Genomic DNA, 6,000 nt, shown 5'->3' on the forward strand with positions numbered 1-6,000 from the left:
CGCTGGTCGAATATAGAGGCGCGGACGGCATGGTGAAAGCAGCTTTAGGCTGCCCGTTCAAGCCGTTGGATTGAGAAGATTAACCGAGCCGCGGCGGAAGCGTGTTCACCCTACAGCGGAGGGTGAAGACATCAGATGCAACGGCCTCACAGATCAGTTTGGCAGCAGCCCGGTAAACCGCGCCAGAAAGCGTTTCTCGGCCTTGGCCGCGCTCCACGGGGTCAGATAGTCGCGCTTCGTGGTCTCGGGCAGGCCGGGGTCGCGGCCGAACAGGCGCCTGGCTTCGCTTTCCGAGAAGCCGGCGAGTTCGGTAGCCTCGAGAAAAGCGGCGCCCCGGTCCGCAGCCTTGATCTGCCTTTCGACCTCGGGGCTAAGCTGCGGCGGTAATCCGAACCGGATATGGATCGCGGCCAGGAGCCGTTTCTCCACCACCTTGTAGTCGCCGCCGAGGACCGCCTTGAACGGCGAGATCATGTCGCCGATGACGTATTCGGGCGCATCATGCAGCAGCGCCGCGAGGCGGACGCGATCGTCGGCGCGCGGCGCGGCGGCCCGCATGACAGCTTCGACCAGGAGCGTATGCTGCGCCACCGAGAAGATGTGGGCACCGCTGGTCTGACCGTTCCAGCGCGCCACCCGCGCCAGCCCATGGGCGATGTCGGCGATCTCGACATCGAGCGGCGAGGGATCGAGCAGATCGAGCCGCCGGCCCGACAGCATTCGCTGCCAGGCGCGTGCGCTTACGGGCGCGGTCCGCGTCGTGCTCATTTGTGCTTGAGGCGCAGCGCGCGGCGCGATCTGCCGCAGGTTTCATGGCAGAAGCAGTCGACGAGATGATCGTTGACCATGCCGGTCGCCTGCATGAAGGCATAGACGATGGTCGGCCCGACGAATTTGAAGCCGCGCTGCGACAGGTCTTTGGATATTTTTACCGACAGCGGCGTCGAGGCCGGCACGCTCGCGGTGGTCTTGAAACGGTTCACCTTCGGTTGACCGTCGACGAAATCCCAGAGGAGCTTTGAGAAGCCCGGGCCGTCTTCCATGATCGTCAGGTAGGATTTCGCGCTCGCGATCGCGCCCTCGATCTTGGCGCGGTTGCGCACGATGCCGACATCGTTCATCAGCGCATGGACCTTCTTGTCGCCGTAGCGCGCGATCTTTGCCGGCTCGAAATCGTCGAAGGCGCGGCGGAAATTGTCCCGCTTCTTCAGGATGGTGATCCAGGACAGCCCGGCCTGAAAACCGTCGAGGATCAGCTTCTCATAGAGCGCGCGGTCGTCATATTCCGGCACGCCCCATTCGGTGTCGTGATAGCCGACATAGAGCGGATCCTCGCCGGGCCAGGGGCAGCGCGTCTTGCCGTCGGGATGCAGGCGAGGGGAGCGGCTCATGCGACGGACGGTTTCGCCGCTGATTTGAGTGCATCGGGATCTGCAAGGCGCAGCGACAGCCCGCCCGCCGTGAGCGCATGTCCGGCCTCCAGCGCATCGGCGACGCGGTCGACGCGGACCAGCGCCAGGCCGCGTTCGCCTGCCGTCGAGCCCATCGTGCCGACCGCCTTGTCACCGGCGAGAATCGTGGTGCCGGCTTCCGGGGACGGTCCATCGAGCGCGATGCGCACGATCCGCGTCCGCGCGGTGCCGCGATGCTGCATCCGCGACACCACCTCCTGGCCGACATAGCAGCCCTTGTCGAAATCGACGCCGTGGAGGCGGTCCATGTTGGTCTCGTGCGGGAACGCATCGCCATAGATGAAATCGAGCCCGCCGCGCGGCACGCCGCAGGCGATGCGATGCGCCTCATAGGCGCTGGCATCGACGAGTTCGGCGCCGATCAATTCGGCGATCTTTGGCGCAAGCTGTTTTGGCGCGAGGATCCGCAAGCCGAGGGATGGCTGGCGTGGATCGGCGAAGGCGAGATCGGGCAGCGCGCCCGCTTCGCCGTCCCAGACGGCGATGACGCCGAGGCCATCGGAAAGATTCTCCACCGTGACCTTGGCGCGCAGCTTGTAGAAGCGGAGTTTGTCAGCGAGCGTCTGCGCCAGCGCACGCGGGCAGTCCAGCAGAAAGCCGCCATCGCCGCTCGGCGCCTCTGTGATCAGGAAATCGACGACGATCTTGCCCTGGGGCGTCAGCAGTGCGCCGAAGCGGCCGCTGCCGGGCCCGATCCGCTCGACGTCGGTCGTGACCAGCCCGCCCAGAAAGTTGCGCGCGTCCTCGCCGAGCACCTTGACGACGCCGCGATCGGGAAGGAACGCGGCTTTCATGCGATAGTCTCGTTGTTCATCTTGCAGCGAAACGTAAGCCGCGGCGCCGCAAACGACAAGGGCGCCGCCCAGCGCGGCCGCGAGGCTACTGCCGTGCCAGTGCCAGCGAATACTCGCCGTTGCGCACGCGCGAGGGGATGCCTTCCAGATAATCCGCCACCGCATCCTCGCCATAGGTGCCGACCAGCTCGGCGAGCGCGGCGAACAGGCTCGCCTGCGCGAGGCAGTCGCCATCGACACCGTCGTGGCGCGCTTCCGCCCAGGCCTCGTTGAGATAGCTGAGCGCCGCCTTCTTCTGGTCGGGATCAGGCAGCGGAGCACGAGCGGGACGAAACGGCACTGGCAGGCTCTTGTCGTTGAGATCAGCGCGAGGTTGCGGCCCCCAAAACCCCCCCGGATTCGCCTGTGCCTCGCCTGATCCGAACTCCGCAGGACAGCGGGATTCATGAGGTACGAACCTCGGAAGGCGCGACAGCGGCAGGCCGCATTAACGAACGAGGTGTAGCACGCGTTTTGCCGGTCGCTAAACCACTTCTTTAGGAACGGTTAACGGCCGCGATCGCAGTGAATCGATCCGAGTAAACTCCTTTGATATCACGGGAAATGGCCGCGGGCCGCCGGCCGCGCGGATCCGCATTGGAGCCCGTCCGGCGCAGATTCCTCATGCGGATAGGCAACTTCCAGGCGAACTGAAAGCCGTTCATGATCTGGATGAGTGCCCGTAAATCTACGGGCGCGGCGCCCGCATGAAATCGCCGGCTCGGCTAGTTCGCGTAGCGGGCGGTCAGGTCCTTGGAGATTTTTGAGCCCTCGTCGATGTAGCGGCGGATCGCGACCAGGGCCGCCGGCGTGCAGGTCCGATAGGTCTGCTGAAAGCCGTTATAGCCACGGTTGAAGCCGGCGATCATCCGGGTGCGACGGTCGCCAGAGGGCGTCTCGGCGTCGATCAGCGCCTGCATCTCGTTGCGCCACTTGCCGCCTTCATTGGTGCCGCAGATGCCGCGCAGATAGTGCAGGGTTCCGAGGATCTCGGCGAGCCGCTGCAGGTCGCCGTCGAACGGTGCCGCGGCATCCTGCGCCCGCGCCGGGGCGAGGGCGCAGACCGAGAGCAGGATCAGGGCGGCAGCCGCAGGCTTGGATTTGAAGGGGCTCACAACCCCGATTGTATGGCGCCGCCCGGCATCGGAAGCAAGTTGATTGAAGATGTTGAGGTTCGGCCCGGGAGCGACTGGGGTCAGCCGACGACCAGCTTGCGCGCGGCTGCGACGATCTCCTCAAGGCCGCCGGTGAGTTTCAGGCTGCCGATCTCTTCGGGCGCCAGCCATTGGAAATCGTCATGTTCCTCATTCAGGTGCGGTTCCCTGTCCACCCACCTCGCCGCGAACGACAGGATGAGATAGTGCCCCGAGCCGGCGGCCTGCGGCAGCACCTCGCGCCAGCCGGCGAGACCGAGAATTTCGATTTTCAGGCTGGTTTCCTCGTCGACTTCCCGGTGCAGGGCTGCATGCAGCGACTCACCGAACTCGACGCGGCCACCGGGCAGCGAGTAGAATCCCTTGGCCGGGGAACGCGCCCGCCGTACCAACAAGACCTTCCCTTCCCGAAAAATCGCCGCGCTGACGGCAAGCTGGGGGCGCGGCGGCTGGGGTCCCGATGCCGGATCGGATGGCCCGGGCATCAATGCGTCATGATGTAGTCGACGTCGCCCTCGGAGCCGCCATTGATCACGCCGCCAGCGGCCATGACCAGCGGCTTGACCCAGGCGGTGGCCTGCTCGGCTAGCCTGGCGCGGGTCTTGTCCTGGCTCGCCTCGCGCATGGCCTGACCGACGGCCGTCAGGATCGACGTCATGGTGCCGGTGAGCTGGTCGAATTCGGCCCTGATCGCGGGATCGGCGGATTCATAAGCCGAGATCGCCAGATCCCGGGCCTTGAAATTCGACGCATGGAAGTGTTCCGCGTACGACAAGGGCCGCCATTCCAGAAAGTCGCCCGCGCATTCCGGCATGTCCGGGATCATCTCAAGGAGCATGATCGCTTCATTGAAATGGTTGAGGTAATCGGTGGCAAGCCCGGTGCGCGGATTGATGTTGGCGGCGCGCAACTCGGCCGCCCGGTCCTCGTCGAGACCCATGGGAATCATGTGATCGGTATGTGCGCGCGTGGGTGTCGAAGTCATTGACGTCATCGTCGCACTCTTGGCACTTGGGGTTAAAAGGACCTGAACGATGGGCTGATTATGGCGAGATAATGTGCGGACGGTTCGTAATTACCTCACCTCCTGATGCCTTGCGGCTAATTTTTGGTTACGTCGAACAGCCAAATTTCCCGCCAAGGCATAATATTGCGCCGACACAACCTGTGCCTGTTGTCATCATCGAGAACGGTGCGCGGCATGTTCGGCTGATGCGGTGGGGTCTCGTGCCGGCCTGGGTCAAGGATCCCCGGTCCTTTTCGCTGCTGATCAACGCCCGTTCGGAAAGCGTTAAGGACAAGCCGGCCTTCAAGAATGCGCTAAAACGCCGGCGCTGCCTGATCCCGGCCGACGGCTATTACGAGTGGCAGGCGGCCGATGGCCGCAAACATCCGTTCTTCATCTATCGCCGCGACGGACATGCCTTTGCGCTCGCCGGCGTCGCCGAAACCTGGGCCGGTCCCAACGGCGAGGAGGTCGACACGGTTGCAATCGTGACCGCGCCCGCGAGCGAGGACCTCGCGGTGCTGCACGATCGCGTCCCCGTGTCGATCGCGCCGTCGGATTTCGCGCGCTGGCTCGACTGCAATGCGTTCGATGTCGAGGAGATCATGCCACTGCTCGCCCAGCCGCAGGCGGCCGAGTTCACCTGGCATGAGGTGTCGAGCAGGGTCAACAGCGCGGGCAATGACGATGCGCAGTTGCTCTTGCCGATCACGGCGGAGCAGCGCGCCGCGGAAGAGCCGAAGGGCGCGAAGAAAGCCGCGACCCGCAAAGCCACGTCATCGCCACGCGGCGATGACGGGCAGGGGAGTTTGTTTTGAGGTGCGGACGGACCACCCGCTGGTTGATTGGGCTCAACCGAAGCACCGGCGGCGGTGCGGCCCCTCCGCCTTTGCGGGGGAGAGCTGGGGAGGGGGGTACCCAGCCGCGAGCTGCATCCTGGGACCTCCACCCCCGACCCCTGCCCGCAAGGGGGAGGGGAGAAGAACCTGCGTGCTATCAACTTCCGCGTCTCATTTGAAAATCTTCAGCGCGGCGTACTGCAGCAGCATGATGGTCTTGGCGTCGACGATACGCCCATTGTCAATCATGGCGAGCGCCTCGTCGAAGGACAGCTCGAGCACCTCGATGTCCTCGCCCTCATGCGCAAGACCGCCGCCGGCACCGATCCGCATCTCCGGCTCGTATTCGCCGACGAAAAAATGGATCTTCTCGGTCACCGCGCCCGGGCTCATGAATGCTTCAAAGATCTCGCGGACGTCGTGCAGGCGATAGCCGCTCTCCTCCTCGGCTTCGGCGCGGATCCGCACATCCGGATGGGCATCGTCGAGCAGGCCTGCGATGGCCTCGATCAGCAGGTCGTCATGGCCATTGATATAGGCTGGATAGCGGAATTGGCGGATCAGCACGATCGTGCGTTGTCTGAGATTGTAGGGCAGGAGCGCCGCCGCATTGCCGCGCTCGAACACGTCGCGCGTTTGCTGCTGCCAGCGGCCGTCGCTGCGCCGCCACTCGAAGGTCGTGCTCGTGACCTTGGC

At 64.6% G+C, this 6,000-nt stretch carries 9 protein-coding genes; 1 reads left to right on the forward strand and 8 read right to left on the reverse strand.

Annotated features, from left to right (window positions below; genetic code table 11):
- Positions 1-153: 153 nt before the first annotated feature.
- The 7 genes from JOZ76_RS10985 to JOZ76_RS11015 form a co-directional block, all read right to left on the reverse strand.
- The gene (locus tag JOZ76_RS10985) at positions 154-768 is read right to left on the reverse strand and encodes an HD family hydrolase (RefSeq protein ID WP_291698657.1); all 615 of its coding nucleotides are present in this window, start codon (positions 766-768) and stop codon (positions 154-156) included.
- Positions 765-1,391, reverse strand: a complete 627-nt coding sequence (locus JOZ76_RS10990) for a DNA-3-methyladenine glycosylase I (protein ID WP_291698658.1) — start codon at positions 1,389-1,391, stop codon at positions 765-767. Before JOZ76_RS10990 ends, JOZ76_RS10985 begins: the two co-directional genes overlap by 4 nt.
- A complete protein-coding gene (gene ygfZ / locus JOZ76_RS10995; RefSeq protein ID WP_366938559.1) occupies positions 1,388-2,440 on the reverse strand; it encodes a CAF17-like 4Fe-4S cluster assembly/insertion protein YgfZ in 1,053 nt (350 codons plus the stop codon). The genes JOZ76_RS10990 and ygfZ overlap by 4 nt, the downstream gene beginning before the upstream one ends.
- Positions 2,352-2,612 carry a hypothetical protein gene (locus tag JOZ76_RS11000; protein WP_291698665.1) on the reverse strand — a complete coding sequence of 87 codons (261 nt, stop codon included), beginning with the start codon at positions 2,610-2,612 and terminating at the stop codon, positions 2,352-2,354. Before JOZ76_RS11000 ends, ygfZ begins: the two co-directional genes overlap by 89 nt.
- A 418-nt stretch (positions 2,613-3,030) precedes the next feature.
- Positions 3,031-3,420: a TIGR02301 family protein gene (locus tag JOZ76_RS11005; RefSeq protein ID WP_291698660.1), complete on the reverse strand. Its 390-nt coding sequence runs from the start codon at positions 3,418-3,420 to the stop codon at positions 3,031-3,033.
- Positions 3,421-3,500: 80 nt separating this feature from the next.
- A complete protein-coding gene (locus JOZ76_RS11010; protein ID WP_291698661.1) occupies positions 3,501-3,944 on the reverse strand; it encodes an NUDIX hydrolase in 444 nt (147 codons plus the stop codon).
- Positions 3,944-4,408 carry a hypothetical protein gene (locus tag JOZ76_RS11015; protein WP_291698666.1) on the reverse strand — a complete coding sequence of 155 codons (465 nt, stop codon included), beginning with the start codon at positions 4,406-4,408 and terminating at the stop codon, positions 3,944-3,946. The genes JOZ76_RS11010 and JOZ76_RS11015 overlap by 1 nt, the downstream gene beginning before the upstream one ends.
- A gap of 107 nt (positions 4,409-4,515) precedes the next feature.
- Between JOZ76_RS11015 and JOZ76_RS11020 the strand changes: the two genes are divergently transcribed.
- Positions 4,516-5,283, forward strand: coding sequence for an SOS response-associated peptidase (locus JOZ76_RS11020; protein WP_291698662.1), 768 nt, complete (start codon positions 4,516-4,518; stop codon positions 5,281-5,283).
- Between the two features lie 192 nt (positions 5,284-5,475).
- On the opposite strand, the gene JOZ76_RS11025 is transcribed toward JOZ76_RS11020, so the two are convergent.
- Positions 5,476-6,000: GDP-mannose pyrophosphatase (locus JOZ76_RS11025; protein WP_291698663.1), on the reverse strand; the 525-nt coding region annotated here is incomplete at its 5' end.

It is taken from the genome of Bradyrhizobium sp., from assembly GCF_019244115.1.
Taxonomy (GTDB): domain Bacteria; phylum Pseudomonadota; class Alphaproteobacteria; order Rhizobiales; family Xanthobacteraceae; genus Bradyrhizobium.

What these genes read in the sequence shown, in the direction of transcription:
- JOZ76_RS11015 (WP_291698666.1), bottom strand. Translation starts at nt 4,408, where the DNA reads ATGATTCCCATGGGTCTCGACGAGGACCGGGCGGCCGAGTTGCGCGCC.
- JOZ76_RS10990 (WP_291698658.1), bottom strand. Translation starts at nt 1,391, where the DNA reads ATGAGCCGCTCCCCTCGCCTGCATCCCGACGGCAAGACGCGCTGCCCC.
- ygfZ (WP_366938559.1), bottom strand. Translation starts at nt 2,440, where the DNA reads ATGGCGAGGATGCGGTGGCGGATTATCTGGAAGGCATCCCCTCGCGCG.
- JOZ76_RS11010 (WP_291698661.1), bottom strand. Translation starts at nt 3,944, where the DNA reads ATGCCCGGGCCATCCGATCCGGCATCGGGACCCCAGCCGCCGCGCCCC.
- JOZ76_RS10985 (WP_291698657.1), bottom strand. Translation starts at nt 768, where the DNA reads ATGAGCACGACGCGGACCGCGCCCGTAAGCGCACGCGCCTGGCAGCGA.
- JOZ76_RS11020 (WP_291698662.1), top strand. Translation starts at nt 4,516, where the DNA reads ATGTGCGGACGGTTCGTAATTACCTCACCTCCTGATGCCTTGCGGCTA.